Annotated in this window: 14 protein-coding genes and 1 tRNA gene; 7 read left to right on the forward strand and 8 right to left on the reverse strand. The window is 66.6% G+C overall.

Translation table 11 applies throughout. The features are described from left to right. The first annotated feature begins 41 nt into the window (after positions 1–41). The 3 genes from B2G71_RS15455 to B2G71_RS15465 all read left to right on the forward strand — a co-directional run bounded on the left by B2G71_RS15455 (position 42) and on the right by B2G71_RS15465 (position 5,322). A complete protein-coding gene (locus tag B2G71_RS15455) occupies positions 42–1,712 on the forward strand; it encodes an MFS transporter (protein WP_098107412.1) in 1,671 nt (556 codons plus the stop codon). Between the two features lie 166 nt (positions 1,713–1,878). Continuing rightward, on the forward strand, positions 1,879–4,155 hold the full coding sequence (locus B2G71_RS15460) for a TonB-dependent receptor (protein WP_098107358.1): 2,277 nt from the start codon (positions 1,879–1,881) through the stop codon (positions 4,153–4,155). Positions 4,156–4,278: 123 nt separating this feature from the next. After that, complete coding sequence (locus tag B2G71_RS15465) at positions 4,279–5,322, forward strand: dihydrodipicolinate reductase (RefSeq protein ID WP_098107360.1); 1,044 nt, start codon at positions 4,279–4,281, stop codon at positions 5,320–5,322. Positions 5,323–5,339: 17 nt separating this feature from the next. On the opposite strand, the gene B2G71_RS15470 is transcribed toward B2G71_RS15465, so the two are convergent. From B2G71_RS15470 to infA, 6 genes are all read right to left on the reverse strand, one after another. Next, the gene (locus B2G71_RS15470; protein WP_098107362.1) at positions 5,340–7,214 is read right to left on the reverse strand and encodes an ABC-F family ATP-binding cassette domain-containing protein; all 1,875 of its coding nucleotides are present in this window, start codon (positions 7,212–7,214) and stop codon (positions 5,340–5,342) included. A gap of 138 nt (positions 7,215–7,352) precedes the next feature. Further along, positions 7,353–7,428 (reverse strand) — tRNA-Phe (locus B2G71_RS15475). A gap of 84 nt (positions 7,429–7,512) precedes the next feature. Then, a complete protein-coding gene (gene yacG / locus B2G71_RS15480; RefSeq protein WP_098107364.1) occupies positions 7,513–7,680 on the reverse strand; it encodes a DNA gyrase inhibitor YacG in 168 nt (55 codons plus the stop codon). Next, a complete protein-coding gene (locus tag B2G71_RS15485) occupies positions 7,677–8,651 on the reverse strand; it encodes a ribonuclease E/G (RefSeq protein ID WP_098107366.1) in 975 nt (324 codons plus the stop codon). Before B2G71_RS15485 ends, yacG begins: the two co-directional genes overlap by 4 nt. Further along, the gene (locus B2G71_RS15490) at positions 8,644–9,252 is read right to left on the reverse strand and encodes a Maf family nucleotide pyrophosphatase (RefSeq protein ID WP_240530178.1); all 609 of its coding nucleotides are present in this window, start codon (positions 9,250–9,252) and stop codon (positions 8,644–8,646) included. The genes B2G71_RS15485 and B2G71_RS15490 overlap by 8 nt, the downstream gene beginning before the upstream one ends. Before the next feature lie 4 nt (positions 9,253–9,256). Continuing rightward, on the reverse strand, positions 9,257–9,502 hold the full coding sequence (gene infA, locus B2G71_RS15495; RefSeq protein ID WP_058735963.1) for a translation initiation factor IF-1: 246 nt from the start codon (positions 9,500–9,502) through the stop codon (positions 9,257–9,259). Between the two features lie 199 nt (positions 9,503–9,701). Between infA and B2G71_RS15500 the strand changes: the two genes are divergently transcribed. The 3 genes from B2G71_RS15500 (at position 9,702) to B2G71_RS15510 (ending at position 15,784) form a co-directional block, all read left to right on the forward strand. Beyond that, positions 9,702–12,608, forward strand: coding sequence for a TonB-dependent receptor (locus B2G71_RS15500; RefSeq protein ID WP_240530179.1), 2,907 nt, complete (start codon positions 9,702–9,704; stop codon positions 12,606–12,608). A gap of 54 nt (positions 12,609–12,662) precedes the next feature. Then, positions 12,663–14,606, forward strand: a complete 1,944-nt coding sequence (gene uvrC, locus B2G71_RS15505) for an excinuclease ABC subunit UvrC (RefSeq protein ID WP_098107370.1) — start codon at positions 12,663–12,665, stop codon at positions 14,604–14,606. A gap of 149 nt (positions 14,607–14,755) precedes the next feature. After that, entirely contained in the window at positions 14,756–15,784 is a 1,029-nt protein-coding gene (locus tag B2G71_RS15510; RefSeq protein ID WP_098107372.1) for a hypothetical protein, read from the forward strand. A gap of 34 nt (positions 15,785–15,818) precedes the next feature. Here B2G71_RS15510 and B2G71_RS15515 read toward each other — a convergent pair whose 3' ends face one another. Beyond that, positions 15,819–16,985: a Yip1 family protein gene (locus B2G71_RS15515; RefSeq protein ID WP_098107373.1), complete on the reverse strand. Its 1,167-nt coding sequence runs from the start codon at positions 16,983–16,985 to the stop codon at positions 15,819–15,821. A 137-nt stretch (positions 16,986–17,122) separates the two neighbouring features. Between B2G71_RS15515 and dnaE the strand changes: the two genes are divergently transcribed. Continuing rightward, complete coding sequence (gene dnaE / locus B2G71_RS15520) at positions 17,123–20,698, forward strand: DNA polymerase III subunit alpha (protein WP_098107375.1); 3,576 nt, start codon at positions 17,123–17,125, stop codon at positions 20,696–20,698. 36 nt (positions 20,699–20,734) lie between these two features. Here the strand turns inward: dnaE and B2G71_RS15525 are convergent, their stop codons facing one another. Further along, positions 20,735–22,663 (reverse strand): EAL domain-containing protein, encoded by a 1,929-nt coding sequence (locus B2G71_RS15525; RefSeq protein WP_098107376.1) that lies wholly within the window; start codon positions 22,661–22,663, stop codon positions 20,735–20,737. Between the last annotated feature and the right edge of the window lie 94 nt (positions 22,664–22,757).

The following is a 22,757-nucleotide window of genomic DNA, read 5'->3' on the forward strand; positions in this document are numbered from 1 at the left end:
CTTGAAAATCAAGCCAGCTTGCTGGGAGTATGCATTCGGTCATGGCCGGAACCGATGTCGAGGCGACCGAGACCGCGGGCGGGGCCTTCGCGCCGCTGCGCGAACCCGTGTTTCGCCGCATCTGGACGGCGAGCGTATTGTCGAACTTCAGCCAGCTCTTCCTCGGCATCGGTGCGCAATGGGAAATGACCCGGCTGACGGACTCCCCGACGATGGTCGCGCTGGTCCAGACCGCGATGATGCTTCCGCTGATGGTCGTGACGCTGCCCGCGGGCGCCGTCGCCGACATGTTCGACCGCCGGAAGATCGCGATGACGGGGCTCGGCTTCTCTTCGCTGGCCGCCGCCATGCTCGCGACGCTGGCGTTTCTGGGAATGACCACGCCCTGGGTCCTGCTTGCGTCCTGCGTGCTCATCGGCAGCGGTGTCGCCCTGTTCTCGCCGTCTTGGCAGGCCTCGATCCCAGAGCAGGTCTCGCGGCCGAACCTGCCCGCCGCGGTCGCGCTGGGCACGATCAGCTATAACGTGGCACGCAGCTTCGGCCCGGCGCTGGGCGGCCTGATCGTGCTCGCGGCGGGCGCGAAGGCGGTCTTCGCGCTGACCTCGGTGCTCTACGCGCCGCTGTTCCTGGCGTTTCTCTCGTGGCGGCGCGAGCACGTCCCGTCGCGCCTGCCGCCCGAGCGGATCGACCGGGCGATCATCGGCGGCGGCCGCTACGCGCTGCATTCCGCGGCGATCCGCACGGCATTGGTGCGCGCATTGTGCTTCGGCCTCGCGACGGCGACGGCCACCGGCCTGGCGCCGCTCGTGGCCAAGGACCTGCTGCTTGGCGATGCCGCCGTCTTCGGTATCCTGCTCGGCGCGCAGGGCGTGGGCGCCGTGATCGGCGCGCTGTTCGTGAGCAATGTGCGCGAACACATCGGGGCGGAGACCGCGATCCGCTGCAGCGCGCTGGGTGTCGGGGTCGCGCTCGTGGCGATCGGTCTCAGCCGCTCGCTGCCGATGACCTGCGCCGCCTTCTTCGTGATCGGCGCGTGCAACATCATGACGATCGCGTTGCTCAACGTGAGCGTCCAGCTTTCGGCGCCGCGCTGGGTGACGGCCCGCGCGCTCTCGCTGTTTTCCTCGGCGCTCACCGCCGGGATCGGCATCGGCGCCTGGCTCTGGGGCGAATTCGCCGGAAGCTATGGCGTGACCGAAGCGTTCGTCGCGTCGGGCTGCGTTTCGGCGGCGCTGATACTGCTCGGCCTCGTTCTGCCCATCTCGCGCGAGAAGGAGCTGGACAACTCGCCGATCGGGCTTGGCCGCGATCCCGAAGTCGCGCTCGATCTCACGCCGCGCTCTGGGCCGGTGGTGGTGGAGCTCGACTACTATGTCGATCCCGAGCAGGCGCGCGAATTCTATTCGGTGATGATGGAACTGCAGCGCTCGCGCAAGCGGCTGGGCGGCTTCGACTGGACCCTGGCGCGCGATATCGCCGATCCCGCGCGCTGGACCGAGCGCTATTACTGTCCGACCTGGGGCGACTATCTTAGGATGCGCGAGCGCTACAGCCAGGAGGACCTCGACGTCCAGCGTCGCGCCGATGCCTTCAATCCCGAGGGCTTCGAGCGCGGCATCCGGCGGCGGCTGGAGCGGCCGTTCGGATCAGTGCGGTGGAAGGCCGAGACCCCGGACCCGCATCAGGAAACGATCAACTACATCGCACCGTAAGCGCAGGCACGGCTGCCGGCGCTGGTTGCCTGCGACGCAAGCCCCTTGCCGATATCTTGCCGATATAAGGCGGATTGCGACAAAAAATTTTTGCCACCCGTACAAAGACCCTTAGAAAAAGGTGCGGCAATGGGTAAAGAGCTTCGCAACAAGGGAGGAGGATTCCATGAACGGAGCATTGCTTCGCAGCACATCGTTCGTTTGCGGTGCGGTCGGATTGATATCGCTGGCGCCGGGCTCGGCATTCGCCCAGGACAATGGGGCCGCGGTTGATGACGAAGCGATCGTCGTCACGGCGCAGCGCCGCGCCGAAGCGCAGGTCGACGTGCCGATCACGATCACGAGCCTGAGTTCACAAGCGCTCGATACCGCCAACGTCCAGCAGCTCGCAGACATCGGCAAGGTGACGCCGGCATTGCGGTTCGATTTCGCCGGTGGCTTCTTCCAGCCCACCATTCGCGGCATTGGCACGGCGGTCGCGACCTCGGGCGGCGGCGGTAACGTCGGCATCTACATCGACGGCTTCTATTCGCCCAACCCGCTCGCCGCCGATTTCGATCTGATCAGCGTCGAGAGCATCCAGGTGCTCAAGGGCCCGCAGGGCACGCTGTTCGGTCGCAACACCACCGGCGGCGCCATCCTGGTGCAGACGCGCGAGCCCGATACTGTCGAGACTTACGTCGAGGGCCGCGTGTCCTACGGCCGCTACAACGAGATGCGTGCCGAAAGCTTCGGCAACTTCGTGGTCTCGGACTACGTCGGCATCTCGGTGGAGGGCCAGTATCGTCGGGGCGACGGCTGGCAGCACGAGGCCGTGACCGGCAAGCGTCTGGGCGACTACGAGAACTGGTCCGTGCGGCTGGGGCTCAAGGCGGAGCTGTCGGAGAACGTCGATGTGCTCCTGCGCTACAAGCACGGCGACGTCGATGACCCTTCGCCCTTGCTCGTGACGTCCTACGTGGACGACGAGATCGGTCTGGGCGCGCCGTTCGGCGGTTTCGCTGGTCCCTACACGACCAAGAAGAACGAGGTCGCCACCGGCTCGCAACCCGAATTCTTCCAATCGAACAGCGATGTCGTCCAGCTTACGATCAATGCCGATCTCGGCTTCGCCGACCTGACGTCGTACTCGCAGTACCGCAACGAGAAAGTCGATTCCTCGCTCGAGCTCGATTACTCGGGCGCGGACATCTTCCAGCTCGGCCTGCCCAACAACAACGAGACCTGGAGCCAGGAATTCCTGCTGACCTCCAAGCCCGGCACGCCGCTGCAATGGACCGCGGGGCTGTTCTATTTCGAGAACACCGACCAATATATCACGTTCATCGACACTGATCCGACGAGGCGGACTCGCCTCGGCGGATCGAGCACGACCGTGCGCAGCTACGCCGCCTTCATCGACGCCACCTACGAGATCACGCCGAAGCTCTTCGTCACCGGCGGCCTGCGCTATGCGCGCGACCAGATCGACGATGCCTATTACAACACCCGCTTGCTGAGCTCGGATCCGATCGTGCTTCCCGATGGATCGACCTGCGACGCGACCGGCGGTACCGTCTACATCCGGGACTGCGATCCCGAGGCTGTCGATTTCGCCAAGGACAACCGCGTCACGCCGCGTTTCGTGATCCGCTACAAGCCGGATGACCGCGCCAGCATCTACGCGTCGTACACCAAGGGCTACAAGGCGGCGATCATCGACGTCGGCGGTTCGTGCCAGAATCCGCCCTACGTCTGCACCCGGGTCAAGCCCGAGACGATCGACGCCTTCGAAGTCGGCGCGAAATACGAAGCCTACGGCCTCTCGCTCGAAGGCGCGGCGTTCTACTACGACTATCAGGACCTGCAGGTCTCGATCTACGAGGCAGGGACGGCGCGCATCGTCAACGCGGCGCAGTCGGAAATCTACGGTCTCGAGGGATCGCTGCGCTACCGCGTCACGCCTGCATTCCAGATCTCGAGCGGCGCTTCGTGGGTGCACGCTCGCTACAAGGATTTCGAGAACGCGCCGATCTACGCGCGCTGCTCGGAGCTGGGCGAAGAGGCCGCGGCGGGCTGCGCCGCGAACGGCGTGACCTTCCTGGTCCTCGGCCAGAATCTCGACGACGTGACGATGCAGCGCACGCCCGAATTCACGGGCTTCATCGGCGCGAACTACGAGACCGATCTGGCCGGCGGCGAGCTGGCGCTTTCGGGCAATCTGGCCTACTCGTCGAGCTTCTTCTTCGGGCCGTCGGGCATCCAGTTCAAGCAGGGGGGCTACGAGACGCTTTCGCTGCGTGCGCAATGGTCGGCGCCGGAAGACCGCTACTACGTCGCGGTCTGGGGGGACAACGTCACCAACAGCCGCTATCTCACGCAGGTGCAGTATTCCAACTTCGGCATCGGCGCGAACTGGAGCCAGCCAGTGACCTACGGCATCGAGGCCGGTTTCCGTTTCTGAACGAAGCGGCCGGCGTTCCCGGATGGGAATTGCCGCGAGGTTCGCCTGTCGGTCATAGCAGCCGCGAGGACGCCGGGACGGTCAACCGTACCCGGCGTTCCGTGCTGCGGGAGAGGAGCGACGATGGCGCAGGCCAGGACCTATCGCGTGATTCAGTGGGCGACCGGCAATGTCGGCAGCCGCGCGCTGCGGCGCGTGATCGAGCATCCCGATCTCGAACTCGTCGGGCTTTGGGTGAGTTCCGACACCAAGGTCGGCAAGGATGCCGGCGATCTTTGCGGCCTCGATCCGGTCGGCGTGACGGCGACTAACTCGGTCTCCGATCTCATCGCGATGGAGGCCGACTGCGTTCTCTACATGCGCCAGGGCACGGACTGGGACGAAGTCTGCGCGATCCTCGAATCGGGCAAGAACATCGTCACCACGCGCGGCGACTTCCACTATCCGGCGATGTTGCCGCCCGACGTCCGCGCGCGGGTCGAGGCGGCCTGTGCCAAGGGCAGGGCCTCGGTCTATTCGACGGGGTCGAGTCCGGGCTTCATCACTGAAGCACTCACCATCCCGCTGCTCTCGCTCGCGCGCAGCCACGAATTGCTCACGATCGACGAATTCGCCGACTGTTCGAGCCGCAATTCGCCCGAAATGCTGTTCCACATCATGGGCTTCGGTCAGCCGATGGCACCGTTCGACCAGCGCCGCGCCGAGCACCTGAAGGGGGATTTCGGCGCGACTCTCTCGCAGATCGCGGAAGCGGTCGGCCTCAAGCTCGATGCCATAGAGGCGAAGGGGGAACTCTCGGCGGCGAAGAAGACCTTCGAGATTGCCGCCGGGACGATCGAGGCCGGCACGGTCGGCGCGATGCGCACCACGATCACCGGAATCCGCGGCGGCAAGCCGGTGCTGCGCTTCAGGGCGAACTGGTACGTCACCACCGAGATCGAGGATGAAAGCTGGGACCTGCGCGATTCGGGCTGGCGCGTGCGCACCGAAGGCGACACGCCACTGCTCGTCGACATCCACTTCCCGGTGCCGGAGGAGGACTACGCCGCCTTCACCCCCGGGCTCACCGCGCATCGCCCGGTCAACGCGATACCCGTCGTTTGCGCGGCCCCGCCGGGCATTCGCACCACCGTCGATCTGCCGCACGTGATCCCGCGCTTCGCCTGAGGCGATTGCGGCCGCTGTCAGTCGGCCTGCAACGCCTCGAGCTTTTCGCCGAGCGTCAGCCATTCGGCTTCGGCCTGCTCGAGATCGGCGGCGATCTTCGCGCGTTGCGAAAGCATGTCGTCCATCGGCAGGCCTGAAGGGGCCGACTCTCCCGTCGCAGCCGTCTCGCACATGGCGCGGTCGATCTCGTCGCAGCGGCTCTGCAGTTTGGCCATGGCCTTTTCGACACGGGCGAGTTCGGACTGGACGTAGCGCAGCTTGCCGCGCGTGTTGCCGGACCCGCTCGCGGCGGGCCTGGGCTTGTCGGGCTTGGCATCCTTCTTGGGCTGGTTCCGGCCGAGGACGAAGTCGATGTAGTCGTCCATGCTTCCCGCGTATTCCTTCGCGGTACCGCCATCGACCAGCACGAGGCGGTCGGCGGTCAACTCGACCATGTGCCGGTCGTGGCTGATCAGGATCACCGCGCCCGAATAGTCGTTGAGCGACTGGACCAGCGCCTCGCGGGCATCGACGTCGAGGTGGTTGGTCGGCTCGTCGAGGATCAGCAGGTGCGGCGCGTCGCGGGTGATCAGCGCCAGCGCGAGCCGCGCGCGCTCCCCTCCGGACAGCAACTCGACCTTCGTCGTCGCGCGCGGTCCTGAAAACCCGAAGCGGCCGAGCTGCGCGCGCACCGCTGCGGGCGTCTTGCCGTCCATGGCGCGCGTCATCAGTTCGAGCGGGGTGGCCTCGCTCGCCAGTTCCTCGACCTGGTACTGCGTGAAGTAGCCGACCTTCATCTTGCCTGAAGCATGGACGCGACCCTCGACCGGAGCGAGCTGCGAGGCGAGCAGCCGCGCGAATGTGGTCTTGCCGTTGCCGTTGCGGCCGAGCAGCGCGATGCGATCGTCGGCGTCGATCCGCAGGTTCAGCCGCTTGAGCACCGGGGGCGCATCGCCATAGGCCACCGCCGCGCCATCGACCGAGATCATAGGCGAGCGCAGTTCGGCGGGCGAGGGGAAGTCGAAGGTCAGCGAGGGGTCTTCGATCAGCGCGGCGATCGGCTGCATCTTGGCGAGCATCTTGGCGCGCGACTGCGCCTGCTTGGCGGTCGAGGCGCGGGCGCTGTTGCGCGCGACGTAGTCCTGCAGCCGGGCGCGCTGCGCGTCCTGCGCCGCCTTGGCCGCCGCTTGCTGCGCGTCGCGCTCGGCCTTCTGCTTCTCGAAGGCGTCGTAACCGCCGGGATAGATCGTCAGCTTGCCGCGTTGCAGGTGGAGGATGTGATCGACCACCTTGTTGAGCAGGTCGCGCTCATGGCTGATCACCAGCAGTGTCGCGGGGTAGGTCCTGAGGAAGTTCTCGAGCCAGAGCGTGGCTTCGAGGTCGAGGTGGTTCGACGGCTCGTCGAGCAGCAGCACGTCGGGCTCGGAAAACAGCAGCGCGCCCAGCGCCACGCGCATCTTCCAGCCGCCCGAATAGCTGTCGAGCGGACGGCGCTGCATCTCTTCGTCGAAGCCGAGCCCGCTCAGGATCTTCGCGGCGCGCGCCGGGGCGCTGTAGGCGTCGATCGCCAGCAGGCGCTCGTGGACGTCGCCCAGCCGGTGCGGATCGGTGCAGTGCTCGGCTTCCTCGAGCAATTGCGCACGCTCGACATCGGCAGCGAGCACCACTTCCTCGGGTGTGACCGATCCGCTCGGCGCTTCCTGCGCGATATAGCCGAGCCGCGAGCGCGAGGGACGGGTGATCGCGCCGTCGTCGGGCTCGATCTCGCCGATGATCGCCTTCATCAGCGTCGACTTGCCCGCGCCGTTGCGGCCGATCAGGCCGACGCGCGCGCCATGCGGGATGGAGGCGCTCGCTCCCTCCAGGATGGGGCGGCCGCCCAGGCGGATCGTGATACCGTCGATCGTCAGCATGCGGCCCCATAACAGCGCGGGACGATCGAACCAATGCCCGGCCGGCGGAAAAATCCGGCACGTCGAAGACGGGGTGGGGCGCGTATCTGGAGAGCTAGAGCCTAGTGGCGGCGCACTGCCCCATCGCCGGAAGGACGATGGTGCCCGGGGGCGGAATCGAACCACCGACACCATGATTTTCAGTCATGTGCTCTACCAACTGAGCTACCCGGGCATCGCTGCGGCGGCGGTCCTTTCAGGACCGGCGAGCGGCGGAGCAGCGCCTATGGCGAAGGTGCCGTTGCATTGCAACCCCCAATCACTCGTCGGAAGCGATATCGGGCGGCGCGGGCGGACCGGGCAGGGCGTAACCGTCGTCCAGCCACTTGAGCAGATCACGGTCGCGGCAGCGCGAGGAGCAGAACGGACTGTGTTCCGCGACCACGGGCTTGCGGCAGATCGGGCATTTGCGTTCGCTGCGAGTCATGCTGGCGATGCCTGCGCGAAGCCGCTCTCGATCGCAAGGGCCGGATCTGTCTGCCAGAGGATTTCGCGGCCCGTCCGGCGCGACAATTCGGCTTCCCAGTCCGCCGTCACCGCCGCGTGCACGGCGGGATGCGCGGTGAGCAGCAGGCGGCCCGGATCGGCGACGCGCTCGGCCTGCCGCAACAGCGCGCGCGCCGCGGAGGCTGGGCGGTCGAGTGCCACGAGGTGCAGGATCGAGGCGCGCTCGAGGCGGGCCACCAGTTGCACGAAGCCGAATCCGTTCATGGCCGTCGCCTGATGCGGCCAGTCGCGCAAAGCCCGCGCAAGCGCCTCGTCGACGGCGCGGCGATCCTCGCGCCTTTCGAGCGAGGGGAAGTCGATGCCGATCGCGCCCGACAGATCGAGCCGGGCGATCGCCCGCGCCGCCGCGGCCGCGCTTGCACGAGCAAGCTCGCGCGGCGGTGCGGCCCCGTCGACGTCGATCAGCGTCATCGCCGGCGTGGCGCAGACGAGCAGTGATCCGCCCGCGAACGCGATTTCACCATGGAACGCGTCGGACAGGATGTCTTCCCAGGCGCCCGCCGGAAAGGCATTGACGGCCCGCGCGGCATCGCCGTTCGCCGCCAGCCGCTCGAACAGGCTCGGCGCGGGAGCGATGGGCCGATCGGTCGGACGGCACTGGGCGAGCTTGAACCGTCCCTCCTCTGCGATCGCTTCGCGCGTGATGACAACACGCAGGTCCGCGCCCTCGCTCGCGCGGGCGTCGAGACCGGAAACGAGCGCCTGTGTCCCGTCCGAGAAGCGGAGGGTGCCGCGCCTGCTGCCCGCTCGACGCGAGACGAGGCGAGCCTCGGCCACCGCGCCCGCCTTGTGGCCGCCGTGGCATTCGAGTCTGGCGGCGATCACCTCCGCGCCATCGAGGCGGATCGCCCGATCCTCGCCGATGCCGCGCTCGACGAGCCACTCAGCCAATCGCGAAGCCCGCCGATTTGAGCAGCGCGCGCGTCTCGAACAGGGGAAGGCCGACCACGCCCGAATGGCTCCCCTGAATCCAGGCGATAAGGCCCTCGGCGCTGCCCTGGATCGCGTAGCCGCCCGCCTTGCCCTCCCACTCGCCGCCCGCGATGTAGGCGTCGATTTCCTCGCGCGAGAGCCGCTTGAAGCGCACCGCCGTTTCAGACAGCCGCTCGCGCTGGCCGCCGTCGGGCGCGCGCAGGGCGATCGCGGACAGGACCTTGTGGCGCCGGCCCGACAGCAGTTCGAGGCAGGCGCGCGCGCTCGCCTCATCCTCTGTCTTGGGCAGGATGCGGCGTCCGGCGCAAACCACGGTATCGCCGGCCAGCACGAAGGCATCGCGGTCAGCCACGGCTGCGGCCTTCTCGCGCGCCATGCGCCGGGCATAGGCGCGCGGAAGCTCGTTCGCGGCGGGTGTTTCGTCGATATGCGCGGGGACGATCGCGTCCGGCGCGATGCCGAGGCGCGCGATCAGATCGCGGCGGCGCGGGCTCGCCGAAGCCAGCACGAGGCGCGGCGCATCGGAACGGTCACCGCTTGCTGGACCGTCCTGCTCCAAGGTCTCAGTACGAGCCGGGTCCGCCCCGGCCGGGCATGAAGCGATAGGTGATGCGGCCCTTGGTGAGATCATAGGGTGTCAGCTCGACGAGGACTTCGTCGCCGACCAGCACGCGGATGCGGTTCTTGCGCATCTTGCCTGCCGTGTGGCCAAGAATTTCGTGGCCGTTTTCCAGTTCGACGCGGAACATGGCATTGGGAAGCAGCTCGACCACTTTCCCACGCATTTCGAGGAGTTCTTCCTTCGCCATCGGCGATCAGTTTCCAGTGCTCAAATGTGTCATCGCGGCGCGACATAGCCACGACTGTGGAAAAATGGAAGTGCTTCGCGGTTCATCGCCCCGACAGGCTCGCGCGACAAAATGTTACCCGACCGATCCTTGCGGCTTCGATCACCACGAGGCAAAGGCGCGGCAAGGGAAAGGGTGACCACTGGTCCGGAGTAATCAATTGCGTCGCCTCTATCTCGTGTCACTGCTGCTTGGCGTCTCTCCCACCGCCGTACTCGCACAGGAAGCCGCCGTTCCGGCTCCGGTCGAGGACGCCACGCCGGACGAAGAGGCCATGCCGGACGATCTGGATGAGTATCCGGACGATATCGTCGTCATCGCCGAAAGCTTTCGCGGGCAGGTGATCACGGCGCAGCCGCCGATCCTGACGCTCGACGAAGAGGAAATCGCCTCCTACGGGGCCTCGTCGATCGCCGAACTGCTCGATTCGCTCAGCGCGCAAACTGGCAGCGGCAGGGGCCGCGGTTCGGGCCGACCGGTGATCCTGCTGAACGGCCAGCGCATTTCGAGCTTTCGCGAAATGCGCTCGATCCCGCCCGAGGCGATCAAGCGGCTCGAGATCCTGCCCGAGGAGGTCGCACTCCAATTCGGTTACGCGCCCGACCTGCGGGTGGTGAATTTCATCCTCAAGGACAATTTCTCGAGCGAGCAGGCGGCTGGGGAGTACAACGTGCCGACGCGCGGCGGCACCGACAACTACGAGCTGGAGGCCGGTCTGTTCAAGATCGCCGGGCCGAGCCGTATCAACCTCGAAACCAAGATCGTCGAAACCTCGCTGCTGACCGAGGCCGAGCGCAACATCGTCCAGGAAAACCCCGCAGCGCCCGGTGAGCCTGATCCGGCCGACTACCGCAGCCTCGTCGCCGCCGATCGCGAGATCACGCTCAACGGCACCTTGACGCGCGGCATCGGCGATGGCGGGCTGGGCGGTTCGATCACCGCCAATGCCGCCTATACCCGTAACGACACCCGCTCGCTTTCGGGTCTCGATCCGGTGCTGTTCGATCCGCTCGAACGTCGCACCGCGAGCGACGCGTTCGAGGCGGGCCTTGCTCTCAACAAGGCGCTGGGAGGCTGGCAGTTCACCGCGACCGCGAACGGCGGCTACACCGAATCGACGACCGAGGTCGACCGCCGCTCGGACGCCGGCGATGACAGCGGCGCCGATCCCGGATTCGATACGGCGCGTACGAAAGATATCTCGGTGGGCTCGCTCGCCACGCTGGTCGGACGGCCGTTCCGGCTGCCGGGCGGCGAGGCGGCGCTGACGGTCAAGGCCGGGTTCGACTACGACCGCAGCCGCAACACCGACACGCGCAACGACTTTGGCGCGACCATTCTCGACCGCAGCGATTTCTCGACCGGTGTGAACCTGTCGCTGCCGGTCACGAGCCGGCGCGAAGGCTTCCTCGACGCGGTGGGCGATGTCTCGCTCAACTTCAGCGGGGGCCTCAACCGTCTTTCCGACTTCGGAACCCTGACCAACTGGAGCAGTGGTCTGACCTGGCGCCCGACCGAGAGGCTGAGCCTTCAGGCGAGCTACATCGCCGAAGAGGCGGCGCCCTCGCTTTCGCAGCTCGGCGCGCCCGAGGTCGTGACGCTCAACGTCCCGGTCTATGATTTCTCGCGCGGCGAGAATGTGCTGATCACCACGACGAGCGGTGGCAACCCCGATCTCGTGTCCGAGAAGCGTCGCGACATCAAGCTGTCGGCCAACTGGGAACTGCCGTTCCTCGATCGCTCCAACCTGATCGTCGAGTATTTCCGCAATCGCTCGACCGACGTGACGCAGGCGTTCCCGCTGCTCACGCCTGCGGTCGAGGCTGCCTTTCCCGGTCGGGTGACGCGCGATGCGGCGGGTAACCTCGTCGCCATCGACCGGCGCGCCGTGACCTTCGACAAGATCGAGAGTTCGAGCATGCGCTGGGGCTTCAACATCTCCGGCAAGCTCGGCAGCGAGGGAGACGCTTCGGGCCCCGGCGGCGACAGGCGCGGCGGGGGCGGCTTTCAGGGCGGCTTCGCGCGCGACCGATCGGCGCCGCCAGCGCCTGCCCAGACAACAACGCCCGAAGGTGGCGAGGCGACGACACGTCCCGCGCTCGATCCCGCGCGCTGGGCCGCGTTCCGCATCCAGTTCTGCGGTCCGGAAGGCGGGCCCGTGCCCGATCCCTCGACCTATCCCGAGGACGTGCAGCAGCGCTTGCGCGGCGCGGACGGCGAAATAGATCAGGAGCGGCTGAAGCGCATGCGCGAGCGCATCTGTTCGGCCGAGGGGGCGGAGCCGCCGCGGCGCTTCGACCCCGAGCGATTCCAGCAGATGCGCACCACGCTGTGCGAGGACGGCACCCCCGATCCGGACGCTCTGCCCGAGCGGATGCGCGAGCGGCTGCTCGGCGCCGACGGCAAGGTCGATCCGGCAAGGCTGAACGCCGCGCGCGAGCGGATCTGCAGCAACGAGGGTGGCCCTCCGCGCGGCGATCCGCAGCGGGGCGGCCCGCCGGGTGAGGGGGGGCGTTCGGCTTCCGGCGGCAGCGAGGGCGGGGGCGGCGGCCCACCCATGCCGTTCGGCCGGGGCGGTCCGCCGGGAGGCCGCTGGAACCTGTCTGTCTATCACACCTGGAAGTTCTCGGACGAGGTGACGATCGCCTCGGGTGGCCCGGTGCTCGACCAGCTTGCGGGTGACGCGCTGAGCGCCGGGGGCGTGCCGCGCCACCAGATCGAGATCGAGGGGGGCCTGTTCAAGGACGGCTACGGCTTGCGCATGAACGGCACCTGGTCCGCGCCCGCCACCGTCAAGGCGAACGGCGCGCCGGGTACGTCCGACCTGCGTTTCGGCAGCACCTTCACCATCGATCTTCGGGCCTTCGTCAATCTCGACCAGCAGACCAGCCTGATCGAGAAAGCCCCCTGGCTCAAGGGGACGCGCGTCTCGTTTACCGTCGATAACATCCTCGACTCGCGCCAGAAGGTGACCGACGAATCCGGCTTCACGCCGCTGGCCTACCAGCGCGCCTACCGCGATCCGCGAGGCCGGGTCGTGGGCATCGACATTCGCAAGTTGTTCTGAACAAGGCCGGCGCCGGGGCTCCCAAAAGCCCCGGTCTTCGCCTATCTGGCTGGAATGTCACGAACGCCCGCCGGCACGCCTGAACACCCTCGTGGTCTCGAGCGCTTCAACGAGGAGCGCGCGACCTATACCGTGCGCGGCTCCGACCAGCCCGATCTCGCGAAGGGCTGCGAGGTGATCCGCGACACGGTGCGCACGCTGCCGCATCGGCCCGGTGTCTATCGCATGCAGGATTCGCGCGGCGACGTGCTCTATGTCGGCAAGGCGCGGGCGCTGAAGAACCGCGTGGCGAACTACACGCAGGTCGAGCGGCTGCCCGGACGGTTGCAGCGCATGGTCGCGCAGACCCGCTCGATGACCATCGTCACCACCAACTCGGAAGCCGAGGCGCTGCTGCTCGAGGCGCAGCTCATCAAGCGCTATCGCCCGCCGTACAACGTGCTTCTGCGCGACGACAAGTCGTTCCCGTTCATCCTGCTGCGCGCCGACAATGAGTTCCCCCGGATCATGAAGCACCGCGGCGCGCGCAAGGCGAAGGGGAACTACTATGGCCCCTTCGCCAGCGCGGGATCGGTCAACACCACGATCAACGCGCTGCAGAAGCTGTTCCTCCTGCGGAGCTGCACCGACAGCTTCTTCTCGCGGCGCGACCGACCATGCCTGCTCTACCAGATCAAGCGCTGCTCGGCGCCCTGCGTAGGGCGCATCGACAAGGAGGGCTACGCCGAACTGGTGCGTGAGGCGAAGGACTTCCTCGGCGGCAAGTCGAGCGCGGTGCAGCGCAAGATCGAGGAGCAGATGGCCGGGGCCGCCGAGGCGCTCGACTTCGAGCGCGCGGCGATGCTGCGCGACCGGCTGCGGGCAGCGACTTTCATCCAGGGCAGTCAGGCGATCAACGCGGAAGGGTTGACCGACGCCGACATTTTCGCGCTCGCAAGCAAGGGCGGCCAGATCGGCGTCCAGGCCTTCTTCATCCGGGGCGGCCAGAACTGGGGCCACCGCGCGTTCTTCCCGACGCACACCGAAGACTTGTCGGACGAGGACGTGCTGCAAAGCTTCCTCACGCAGTTCTACGAAGAGGTGCCGCCCGCGCGCACGATCCTGGTCGACCGCGATCTTCCCGAGCGCGAACTGCTCGCGGAGGCGTTCCGCGAACTCGCGGGCGGCAAGGTCGAGATCTCGGTGCCGCAGCGCGGCAGCCGGAGGCGGCTGATCGAGCAGGCGACGCGCAACGCGGCCGAGGCGCTCGACCGGCGGCTGGCCGAGCGTGGCACCCAGGCCAGGATCCTGCGCGAGATGGCCGAGTTCCTCGAACTGCCCGAAGCGCCCCAGCGCATCGAGATCTACGACAACAGCCATATCCAGGGCACCAAGGCGCTCGGCGCGATGGTGGTGGCGGGGCCCGAGGGCTTCATCAAGAACCAGTACCGCAAGTTCAACATCCGCCAGGCGCAGACCGACGATGACTTCGCGATGATGCGCGAAGTCATGACCCGCCGCTTCGGCCGCGCGCAGGAGGAAGACCCCGAGCGCGAGAGCGGCACCTGGCCCGATCTCGTGCTGATCGACGGCGGCAAGGGCCAGATGAACGCGGTGAAGGACGCGCTAGAGGAACTGGGTATCGAGGACGTCGCGCTGATCGCCATCGCCAAGGGGCCGCATCACGGCCGTGAGGGGCGCGAGGTGTTCCACTTCCCGGACGGCCGCGAGAAGATGCTGCCGGTCAACTCGCCGGTGCTGTTCCACCTCCAGCGGCTGCGCGACGAAGTGCACCGCTACGCGATCGGCGCGCATCGGGCAAAGCGCAGCCGCGCCATAACCGCCAGTCCGCTCGACGAGATTCCGGGGATCGGCCCGGCGCGCAAGCGCGCGTTGCTGCTGCATTTCGGAACCGCGGGCAAGGTCCGCGCAGCCAGTCTCGACGATCTCAAGCGCACGCCCGGCGTCAGTGCCGGCGTGGCGCAGGCGGTTTACGATTTCTATCACCCCGGCGGATGAGGCCGGTGCGCGGATTTCGGCGTCTTCCGATGCGCTTAGAGGAAGGCCTTAACGCAAAATTAGGTATGTATGTTTAGTCAGCGCGATAGCATCGGTGCGATGAGCAACGGAGGCTGCGAGACGGGGAGAGGGCGGGTTCGCGACAACTCATGATACGAACCAAGACGACCCTGATCATCGGCGCGGGGGCCAGCACCGAGCTGGCGATGCCGAGCAATGCCGAACTGCTCGTCAAGGTCGGCCAGAGTTTCGATTTCTCGCGTCTCGGCACCGAATTGCAGACCCGCGACAGCCAGTTGCTTGCGGGCTACCTCGGCAAGATGGCCAACCGTCTCGGCAAGGGCGAGGAGGCGATCCACAAGGCCGCCAATCGTCTGCGCATCGCCAGCAAGCTCGGCCGCTCGATCGACAGCGTCATCGATCAGCACGACAACGACCAGCTCATCGCTGCCTGCGGCAAGGTCGCGATCGTTCACTTCATCTGCCAGGGAGAGGCCAAGTCGATCCTGCGGCTGACCCCGCGCGTGGTCGGCGACTTGCCGATCCAGGGGACCGAGACCTGGCTTTACCAGCTCGGCCAGCTCGTCACCTCGGGCGTGCCGCGCTCGCGGGTGGAACGCTGTCTCGATGAGCTGGCGATAATCAGCTACAACTACGACCGCTCGATCGAGCACTTCCTGCCGCATGCGCTGGTCATGGCTTTCGGGATGTCGCTCAAGGAAGCGCAGGCGATCGTGGCGGCGAAGCTGCGGATCATCCACCCTTACGGCACGGTCGGGCGCCTGCCGTGGCAGAAGGGCGAGCAGGCCGAAGTCGAGTGGGGCACCGAGCAGCCCTGGAACATCCACAACCTGATGACGCAGATCCGCACTTCCGGCGAGATCATGCGCGACCAGCAGACGCTGATGGCGATCCGCGGGCTCGTCTCCGGAGCGAAGCGCATCGGCTTCCTGGGTTTCGGCTATCAGCCGCAGAACATGGAAATGCTCGTCGACTACGGCCTCTCGCACGACCCCGAAGTGATCGCGACGGTGTTCGGCATGTCGAAGACCAACATCAATTCGATCACGCGCATGCTCAAGCGCATGACAGGCGTGACCGACGAGGAGTTGTTGATCATCACGCCGACGCGCGCGAACGACGTGATGCGCGACTTCAATCTGCTGCTCGAAAGCTGAGCCGACGCCCGGGGGCATCGGCTCGCGCCGGATCTCAGCTTGCCAGGTCTTCGAGGTTGTCAGGATCGATCGAGGCGACGGCGGCCTTGAGTTCGTCGATATTGCGCGCATCGCCGTCGGCTTCGACGAGGAAGCGGTCGGCGACGATGCGGCCGAACTTGCCGCGTGAGCTCGAATTGCTCCACTTCTCGGTCTGCATCGCGCCATCGACCGTGTGCGTGCGCTCGTAGCCGTCGGCGTCCTCGCGCGACTGCTCGATGCCGAGCGCCGAGCCCATGCTGGCGAGCGCGCCGAGGCCGTGCATGTCGGTGATCTTGAGATCGAAGCTGCGCTCCTCGGCGGTGTAGGTCGCCTCGACCGACGTGCCGACGGTGCCCGCGCCCATCGTTTCCACCGCGGTGCGCTGATAGGCGCCCAGCGATTCGGGCAGAAGCGCCTTGAGGCTGTCGACCGCGACCGGCTTGGTCTTGCCGCTCGCCGCGTCCTCCATGCGCTTGTTCATCTTCTCGACTTCACCGACGTTGATCGAACCCATGCCGGGGATCGAGACGGTGCCGCTCGATTCCGCCACGTCCTCGTCCTCGAACATCGCGGCGGGGCCGCCGAAGCTCATCGCGGTGACGAAGCCGACGATCGGGGCGATGATCAGCGACAGCACGATTGCGCAGACCATCGTCACCGCGACGTAGCCGCCTGCCTTGGCTTCGGGCACCTTCATCAGAACCGGCGCGCCGGTGTAGAACAGGTAGATGCTGTAGAGGCCCAGCAGGCCGAACACGCTCAGCGCAGGGATCAGGCCGAAGATCCCGGCAAGGAAGCTCGCCGTCGCGCCGTAGGCGACGAGCTTGAAGGCGGCGAGCTTGTTGCTCGTGCCGTCGAACTTGGGCGCCAGCCAGTCGGCGATGAGCGCGAGGATGAAGACGCCGACGATGGTGAGCAGGTAGCTCAGCACGGCGCTGGTGATGGCGCCGAGGATCGAGGGGCGATAACTGAAGCCGAAGCCTCCGTAGCCGAACACCTGCCCGCCGATCAGGCTCGCGACCGGTCCGATCGCGGCCAGCGGCAGGACCCAGCTCTTGAGGATGCTAGCCTGACTGCTCGGCTCGGCCGCGATGACCGGCCATTCTTCCTTGGGCTTCAGAATGATCGCCTTGGCTCGCTCGACGAGCGACTTGCCGTGTTCCGTCATCGGATTGTCCATGGAAATTCCCTCCTCGTCTCCTGCCACACGGGATAGAACCGTTTCCGTTCCAAGTTGCAAGCTCAGTGTCCGCTTTCCCCAGATTGCGGGTCTCCCCCGCTTGATCAGCCGGGACCCGTGGGAGTAGCCTCACGGCCATGTCGTTCGCCCCCTTCGTCCCCCTGCGAATCTTCTCAAGTTACACCATGCTCGACGGCGCGATCGACCCCAAGGCGATCGCCAAGGTTGCCAAGGAGCGCGGCTTTCCCGCCGCCGCGATCTGCGACCGCAACGGGCTCTATGCCTCCAGCGCCTTTGCGGGCGCAGCGAAGTCCTCGGGCATTCAGCCGATCATCGGCACTTTCCTTGCCGTCGCGCGCTCCGAGGCGGGACCCGCCGGCGAGCCCGTGATCGACTGGCTGGCGCTGTTCGCGCAGGACGAGACCGGGTGGGACAACTTGTGCCATCTCGTTTCCGAGGCGCATCTGGGGCGCCCGGTCGAGTTCGACCCGCATGTCGCCTGGGAAGCGATGGAAGGCCACACCGCGGGCCTGATCTGCCTTACCGGCGGCGCCGAGGGCGCGCTGGCGCGGCACTACGCCGAAGGCGACGCCACGCGCGCCGAAGCCTATTGCGACTGGCTTCAGGGGCTGTTCGGGGACCGTCTCTACATCGAGATCGCGCGGACCGGCGATGCCATCGAGGACGCCAGCGAAGAGGCGCTGATCGAACTCGCCTATGCGCGCGACATCGCGCTGGTCGCCTCGAACCCCGCGCAATTCGCGGAACCGCACTTCCACAAGGCGCACGATGCCATGCTGTGCATCGCCCATTCGACGCAGATCGACGCCAGCGACCGCCCGCACTCCGTCGCCGACCGCTGGGTCAAGCCCGCGACGATGATGGCCGAACTCTTCTCCGACCTGCCCGAAGCGGTCGCGAACACGCTCGTCGTCGCGCAGCGTTGCGCTTTCGCGCCGCCCAAGCGCAAGCCGCTGCTGCCCAGCCTCGCCGGCGACCGCGAGGGTGAGGCGCGCATGCTGGCCGAGGACGCGCGCGTGGGGCTTGCCCGCCGGCTCGCGCCCTATTGGCCCGAGGCATCGGTCGAGGAAATCGACGCGGTCCTCGCCTTGCCCGAGGCCGAGCGCGAGGCGGCGCACGCGGCGCGGCTCGCGCCGCTGGGCGTGGGCGCCGAGTTCCTCGACTACGCCAGGCGGCTCGATTTCGAAGTGCAGATCATCGTCGGGATGGGCTTTCCCGGTTACTTCCTGATCGTTGCCGACTTCATCAAGTGGGCCAAGGACAATGGCATCCCGGTGGGGCCGGGACGCGGTTCGGGCGCGGGCTCGCTGGTCGCCTGGGCGCTCACCATCACCGACCTCGATCCGTTGACGCTGGGGCTGCTGTTCGAACGCTTCCTCAATCCCGAGCGCGTCTCGATGCCGGACTTCGACATCGACTTCTGCGAAACCCGGCGCGGCGAGGTGATCCGCTACGTCCAGGCCAAGTACGGCCACGATCACGTCGCGCAGATCATAACCTTCGGCAAGATGAAGGCGCGGGCGGTGCTGCGCGACTGCGGGCGCATCCTGCAGATGGGCTACGGACGCGTGGATGCGCTGTGCAAGATGGTGCCCAACCACCCGACCGATCCGTGGACGCTCGATCGCGCGCTGAACGGTGCCGCCGACTTCCGCCGCGAGTACGACAACGACAACGAGGTGAAGCGTCTCGTCGATCTCGCGGTGCAGCTGGAGGGCCTGCCGCGCAATTCCTCGACCCACGCGGCGGGCGTGGTCATCGGCGACCGGCCGCTCGCGCAGCTCGTGCCGCTCTACCGCGATCCGCGTTCGGACATGCCGGTGACCCAGTTCGACATGAAGCATGTCGAGGATTCGGGGCTGGTGAAGTTCGACTTTCTCGGCCTCAAGACGCTGTCCGTTCTGCGCAAGGCCACCGATCTGCTCGAACGGCGCGGCATCACGGTCGATCTGGCGGCGCTGCCCTGGGACGATCCGCAGGTCTACGAGCTGCTCAAGCGCGGCGATACCGTCGGCGTCTTCCAGCTCGAATCCGAAGGCATGCGGCGCACGCTCGCGGCGGTGAAGCCGACGAACTTCGGCGACATCATCGCGCTGGTCTCGCTCTATCGGCCGGGACCGATGGACAACATCCCGCTGTTCGGCCAGCGCAAGAACGGGCTCGCCCCGATCGAATACCCGCACGAGAAGCTCGCCGGTATCCTCGGCGAGACTTACGGCATCTTCGTCTACCAGGAACAGGTGATGCAGGCCGCGCAGATCCTCGCGGGCTATTCGCTCGGCGACGCCGACCTCCTGCGCCGCGCGATGGGCAAGAAGGTCCAGGCCGAGATGGACAAGCAGCGCCAGCGCTTCGTCGACGGCTGCAAGGAGGTTTCGGACATCGACGCGGCAAAGGCGAACGAACTGTTCGACTTGATCGACAAGTTCGCCGGATACGGCTTCAACAAGTCGCACGCCGCCGCCTACGCGCTGCTCGCCTATCACACGGCATGGCTCAAGGCGCACTATCCGCACGAATTCTATGCGGCCTCGATGTGTTTCGACATGCATCAGTCGGAAAAGCTGGCGGTTTTCGTCGACGACATGCGCCGCAACGGCCTGGAACTCGCCGCGCCCGACATCAACCGCTCCGAGGCCGAATTCATGGTCGAGGAAACCCCGGAGGGGCACGCGGTTCGCTACGCGCTCGCAGGCATTCGCAACGTCGGCGAGAAGGCGATGGAAGCGGTCGTCGCCGAGCGCGAGGCGAACGGCAGGTTCGCCGATCTCGACGACGTGTTCCGCCGCGCGCCCGCCGGTTCGATGAACCGGCGCCAGCTTGAAAGCCTCGCCGCCGCGGGCGCTTTCGACAGCCTCGAGCCCAATCGCGCCAAGGTGCTCGAGAACGCCGACACGCTGCTCGCCGAGGCCGATCGCTCCGCGCGCGAACGCACCAGCAACCAGCATGGCCTGTTCGGCGGTGACGATCACGAAGAGCAGGCCCTGCGGCTGGTCGACGCCAGGCCGTGGGACCGCATGGAGCAGATGGCGCGTGAGCGCGACGTCTTCGGCTTCTACTTCGCCGCGCACCCGGTCGAGCAATGGCGTGCGATCGCCACCGGCAACGGCGCGCGTACCTATGGCAGCCTGATGGCCGGCGGCAGCGGCGGCGGGGCAGGGCGCTCCGGCGCGGTCATGGCAGCGCTCGTCGAGAACGTGCAGAAGCGCAAGACCCGCAAGGGCAAGGATTTCGTCATGGCCGACTTTTCCGACCAGTCGGGCCAGTTTTCCGCTTCATGCTTCGAGGAAAGCCTCGTCGAGAACTTCGTCAAATGGGCCAAGGAGGGCACTTGCGTGCTCCTCAACGTGGAGCTCGACAGCCCGAGCCCCGACGAACCGCCGCGCGTCACCGTGCGCGGCGCGCGACCGCTCGCCGAAGTGCGCGCCGGCGCGCGGATGCTGCTCACGCTCGACGTCGACCGGGTCGAGGCGGTGCGCGAACTCGCGCTGCTGATGCGGCCGGGTGAAAAGGGCTGCGGCGAAGTGGTCGCGACGCTGCATCTGGGCGAGGGCCGCATGCAAAGGGTGCGGCTGGGCCGCAGCTTCGCGCTCGACGGTGACTTCGCCGAGCAGCTAGCGCATGTCGAGGGCTTGTCGAACATCTCGCTCACCGCGCGCAAAGCGGGCGATCACCTGCGGCTGGTGGCATAGCGCGCGGACCGCCAGGTCCGCGCGAGCGATCGGATGCTATCCGAAGCGGAACCCGAAGCTGTTCTGCAGCGAGCTGTCGGAAAAGAACTCGGACTCGAAATCGGCCGCCGGCATCGCTCCGCCCAGCAGGAAGCCCTGGCCCCGCGTCGCCCCGATGCTCCGGGCGAAGACGAACTGCTCGGCGGTCTCCAGCCCTTCGACGGTGGTTTCGATCCGCAGCGCGGTGGCCAGGCCGACGATCGCGCGGGTGAGTTCGCGCGTGACCGGATCGTCGGGACGGCGGACCAGCGACCGGTCGAGCTTGAGGCTGTGGATCGGCAGCGACCGCAAGTAGTCGAAGTTCGAATAGCCCGTGCCGAAATCGTCGAGGGCGATGTGATACCCGGCCCGGGCCAGCCTTTCGAGATTGCCGCGCGTCGCCTGCTTGTCGTCGATCATCACGCTTTCAGTCACTTCGAAGGCGACGCGCGCGGGCGGCCAGTTCGCGGCTTCGATGGTGTCGATGATCATCTGCGTCGTCTTGTCGCTGCGGAGATCGAGCGGCGAGAGGTTGACCGAGAGCACGAAATTGCCCGGCCAGTCGGTCGCCGCCGCCAGCGCCTTGGCGAGCACGCGCAAGGTGATCTTGGAGACCATCCCCGTGCTCTCGGCGATGGCGACGAAGCGTTCGGGCGGAACCGTGCCCAGCTTCGGACTCTGCCACCGCGCGAGCACTTCGGCGCCGACGATCGCGCCGCTGGAGATCGAGAACTGCGGCTGGAAGGCGACATCGAGCTCGGCCTCGAAATCGTCTCCGCGCATGGCCTGGTCGATGCGAAACCGCTCCTCGATCGCGTCGGCATGTTCGGACGAGAAGATCAGCGCGCAGTCCCGGTACTGCTTGGCGTGGAGCAGCGCATAATCGGCGCATTCGAGCAATTTGCGGCTGCTCTCGCCGGCTTCGGCCAGCCGGCAGCCCGCCGATGCCGAAAGGCGGATCGTGTTACCCTCGATCTCGAAGGGGCTCGACAACACCTCGAGCGCGGCGTCGCACCAGCGCTGCATGGTCTTGTCGTCGAGCGGCGCATGATGGAGGAGACCGAACTCGTCACCGCCCATGCGTGCGACGAAGGCTTCCTCGGCGCAGAACGCCTGCAGGCGCCCGGCGACCTCGCGCAGAAGTTCGTCGCCGACGAGATGGCCGTAGCCGTCGTTGACCGGCTTGAACCCGTCGAGATCGAGCAGGACGAGCCAGTGCCACGAGGGTTCGGACGCGGCTTCGCGGCGATGAAGCATGTCGATGAACGCGCGCCGGTTGGGAAGACCCGTCAGACTGTCGGAGTTGGATTCGGCTTCGGCCGCTCTCGCCATCTGTTCGGCGAGCTTGAGCCGCCGTTCGGCGTCCGCCCGCTCGGCGATCGCGAGGGCGAGGGCCTGGCGAAGGAAGGCCGAGATCGCCGTCGCACAAACCGAGCTGGCGAAGGCGATGAACCCGAAAAGCGCCGCCAGTTCGGGCGCATGGTGCACGATCTGGAGAAACAGGCATCCAATGGACGCGGCAATCGCCGGCAAGGTCTGGCGCAAATTGATTCCCGCAAAGGCGAAGATCATGGCCACGACGATGAAATAGACGAGCTTCGAGCGCTCGAATTCGAATTCGAGCGCGATCATTATGTTTGCGAGAACCATGAAGTTCATCGCGAGGACCGTCAGGTCGATCACCAGCGGTGTCCGCGCCTTGTCGAGAATGCGAATTCCGATGAGCGCCACCAATACAGCCGTAGAGGAAGCCGCGACCAGCCAGATCTGCGCTTGGCCAATTTCAGTGAAGACGTGGGCGATCGTCATGGCGGCATAGTATGCCGCGGCCACCAGGAAGAAGCCGCGAAGGATCGGTCGAAACGCGTTGCCGAGTGCGACACTGCGCTTATGACGCGCGTCTTTCGCAGCGCACGACCCTGTATCGAGTGCGGATGTGATCGACATCAACCCCGCTCTAGCTCGTCGCCGGTGAAGAACGCTGAAGCCCGCAGGAAAGCGTGGGTTTTATCGAAGTCCAAGTAATCGAAATCACAAGGTT

The organism is Novosphingobium sp. PC22D, assembly GCF_002556635.1.
In the GTDB taxonomy this organism is placed as follows: domain Bacteria; phylum Pseudomonadota; class Alphaproteobacteria; order Sphingomonadales; family Sphingomonadaceae; genus Novosphingobium.

What these genes read in the sequence shown, in the direction of transcription:
- B2G71_RS15455 (WP_098107412.1), top strand. Translation starts at nt 42, where the DNA reads ATGGCCGGAACCGATGTCGAGGCGACCGAGACCGCGGGCGGGGCCTTC.
- B2G71_RS15460 (WP_098107358.1), top strand. Translation starts at nt 1,879, where the DNA reads ATGAACGGAGCATTGCTTCGCAGCACATCGTTCGTTTGCGGTGCGGTC.
- B2G71_RS15465 (WP_098107360.1), top strand. Translation starts at nt 4,279, where the DNA reads ATGGCGCAGGCCAGGACCTATCGCGTGATTCAGTGGGCGACCGGCAAT.
- B2G71_RS15470 (WP_098107362.1), bottom strand. Translation starts at nt 7,214, where the DNA reads ATGCTGACGATCGACGGTATCACGATCCGCCTGGGCGGCCGCCCCATC.
- yacG (WP_098107364.1), bottom strand. Translation starts at nt 7,680, where the DNA reads ATGACTCGCAGCGAACGCAAATGCCCGATCTGCCGCAAGCCCGTGGTC.
- infA (WP_058735963.1), bottom strand. Translation starts at nt 9,502, where the DNA reads ATGGCGAAGGAAGAACTCCTCGAAATGCGTGGGAAAGTGGTCGAGCTG.
- uvrC (WP_098107370.1), top strand. Translation starts at nt 12,663, where the DNA reads ATGTCACGAACGCCCGCCGGCACGCCTGAACACCCTCGTGGTCTCGAG.
- B2G71_RS15510 (WP_098107372.1), top strand. Translation starts at nt 14,756, where the DNA reads ATGATACGAACCAAGACGACCCTGATCATCGGCGCGGGGGCCAGCACC.
- B2G71_RS15515 (WP_098107373.1), bottom strand. Translation starts at nt 16,985, where the DNA reads ATGGACAATCCGATGACGGAACACGGCAAGTCGCTCGTCGAGCGAGCC.
- dnaE (WP_098107375.1), top strand. Translation starts at nt 17,123, where the DNA reads ATGTCGTTCGCCCCCTTCGTCCCCCTGCGAATCTTCTCAAGTTACACC.
- B2G71_RS15525 (WP_098107376.1), bottom strand. Translation starts at nt 22,663, where the DNA reads ATGTCGATCACATCCGCACTCGATACAGGGTCGTGCGCTGCGAAAGAC.